We start from the raw sequence: 2,469 nt of genomic DNA on the forward strand, positions 1-2,469 counted from the left end.
GAGTTAATAATTGCAAATAACGATAGGATGTTCTCTATATATGGTTTAATAGTTTCACTTTCATTTATATATGATTATGAAAAATGAAGAAAAATAATGAAACAATACCATACATGACACATTTATATAATGAGAATTTCACCCTATAAAAACTCATTTTAATGCGAGAATAACATTACAGTACCTGCTTTTCGTCTAGAAAACTAAAACCTTCACGGCCCACAAAGTCCAGTCGCTAAGCTGATCCATAGATCCCCGATCTATCCCATCGACCAGCTCCTCATCCTTCATTCCTCTTGCGTCCATACAGGTTCCGCAGGCACTGATCTTCACACCACGCGTTGCCAAACCTTTCAGCATTGTTTCCAAATTATAATACCCTTGTGCCACCTTCTGCGACCTTTTTGCTGCCAGAACAGAATCACCGAAAAGGAAAATGTGTATCGTCTCACTATCCTGTTTCTTCACAATTGCCAGTGCCAGACGAAGTGCATTATAAATCTTTTCGGAGCCATATGGAGGTTCATTCAGAATAAACAATATCTCCTTCATCCTACATCATAACTCCATTCTTATGCTTCAGTTCAGGAAACATTAAAACCAGTGCCTCATCCAGTATTTTTCGAATGCAACCTTCTGAACATGCCACATACTGCTAGGTTCCCTGAAGTCTATGAGCGGCTTCGGCTCTTCTAAGAATTTTCCTTCCATAAAAGCGCTCTTCCCATGTCCAGTTTCCAGGAAGCACGCACCATTCCCATCCCATTCTTTCTTTTTTCCGTTTCCTACTATTGTTTTGGCGATATTGTTGGCAACAACCTTTGCCTGGCCATGAGCGAATACCCCTGCCTTGGGGAGATACGGTACATAACCCTTTGGGGTGGGGATCGAAGCAACATCTCCAATCGCAAAGACACCGGGAAATTTTGTCTCAAGGTTTTTCACATTAACCGGAACCCATCCAGTGGAATCGGTCATACCTGCCTTCACTACTGGCTCCGGTGCAGCATGCGGTGGAACAGAAAAAAGAAGATCATAATCCATGGTGTCACCACTTTCGAAGACAAGATTCTCCTTTCTCACCTCCTTCAGCTTCATTCGTGGACTGTAATTTATTCCTCTTGATCCAAGGAACTTCAAAACCTTGTCCCCTATTTCAGGACCCACGGAGGGGACCGGATTGGGTTCTGGAGTGTAAAAGTTGATCTGAATATTCCCTCTGGATCCTTTTCTCGAGAAATAATCGTCCAGCAAGAAAGCCACCTCATAGGGAGCAGCAGGACACTTGAAAGGAAGTCTTGAAATTCCAATGGCGACTGAACCATGATCAAAGTCTGCAACAGCATCCCTAAATGATATAGCGGAATCAAGGTCATAGATATGGTGGGCATATTCTGAAAAACCCGGTATAGCATCCGGGTTATATTGTGTACCAAGAGAAATTATCAAGAAATCTCCTGTGTATTCCGAAACAGTAGTCGCAACAGTTTTTCTCACAGGATCGATTGAAGTGATCTCTTCATTAACAACATTTATGCCTTTTCCTGCAAGGACACTCAGGTCTTTCTGCACTTGATCCTGGGTTCTCTTCCCGATCATAAGCCACGGATAAGAGGGGGGGAACTGAAAATACTTCTTTTTCTCAATAACCGTGATGTTGGCCTTTTCCCCCAACTTATCTGCCAGGATGTTCGCAGCGGCTAGTCCGCCTATGCCGCAACCTAATATGAGAATATCCTTCTTTTCCATATTAATGCAATAAGAGTCAATTTATAACTCTTTAGATTAGTGCAAAAGACCTGAAGAGGAAACATTTAATATCTCATAAATGAGAAAAGAGACTATTTCTAAAAACCTCGGATTTTTAGAGAACCCTAACCTGATAGGTTTCCGCTGACGCATAGGAATATGCCTTTTTAAATCAGGAGTCAATGATATGAAAAATGTCATTTTCTGGGTTATTAGGAATCCTCAAGAGTATGAATTTGATACTGCTCATACCTGCAAGGAAGATTGGGAATAAAGCTATGGTACTCAACACCGCAAGTTTGTGGAATCCACCTATCATGCGCATGGCAAATTCAGAGAGGATAACTGCACGGCACTGCGATGTTTTAGCGCAAATCATGGTAGTTCGAAGTTCCCTCCCTGGATTTGGGCAATTCATAGAAAATCACAAAAGCAGCCGCAATTAGGTTAAGGGCTACCAAAATTATTGTAATATTCTCATGCCCAATGGAAATGATTGAGGCTAGAGTCAGGCCAATGGACATTGCAACCGTACCCTGCAGCGTTCTCAGAGCAGAACCGACAACCCTGTTTTCCTGCGCCAGACTGTTCATGGTGTAGGACGTGTTTGATGTGGTCGCAAGGCCTGAGGCAACACCCAGGAGAATCTCAGCAAGAATCGAGTTTACAAATATGGAAATGGAGAACAGCGCCATCATCAGGAAGGCTAGCATTGGCACA

At 42.6% G+C, this 2,469-nt stretch carries 2 protein-coding genes and 1 pseudogene; all 3 read right to left on the reverse strand.

The window, feature by feature from the left end; translation table 11 throughout:
* Positions 1-195: 195 nt before the first annotated feature.
* Entirely contained in the window at positions 196-552 is a 357-nt protein-coding gene (locus tag AMDU4_RS11545; protein WP_021788148.1) for a DsrE/DsrF/TusD sulfur relay family protein, read from the reverse strand.
* Positions 553-594: 42 nt separating this feature from the next.
* A complete protein-coding gene (locus tag AMDU4_RS11550; protein ID WP_021788149.1) occupies positions 595-1,749 on the reverse strand; it encodes an NAD(P)/FAD-dependent oxidoreductase in 1,155 nt (384 codons plus the stop codon).
* 365 nt (positions 1,750-2,114) lie between these two features.
* Positions 2,115-2,469: pseudogene (locus AMDU4_RS11555) on the reverse strand (hypothetical protein); the annotation flags it as partial.

This window comes from Ferroplasma sp. Type II (assembly GCF_000496155.1).

Excerpts from the sequence above, each read along its gene's own strand:
- AMDU4_RS11545 (WP_021788148.1), bottom strand. The coding sequence starts at position 552 with ATGAAGGAGATATTGTTTATTCTGAATGAACCTCCATATGGCTCCGAA.
- AMDU4_RS11550 (WP_021788149.1), bottom strand. The coding sequence starts at position 1,749 with ATGGAAAAGAAGGATATTCTCATATTAGGTTGCGGCATAGGCGGACTA.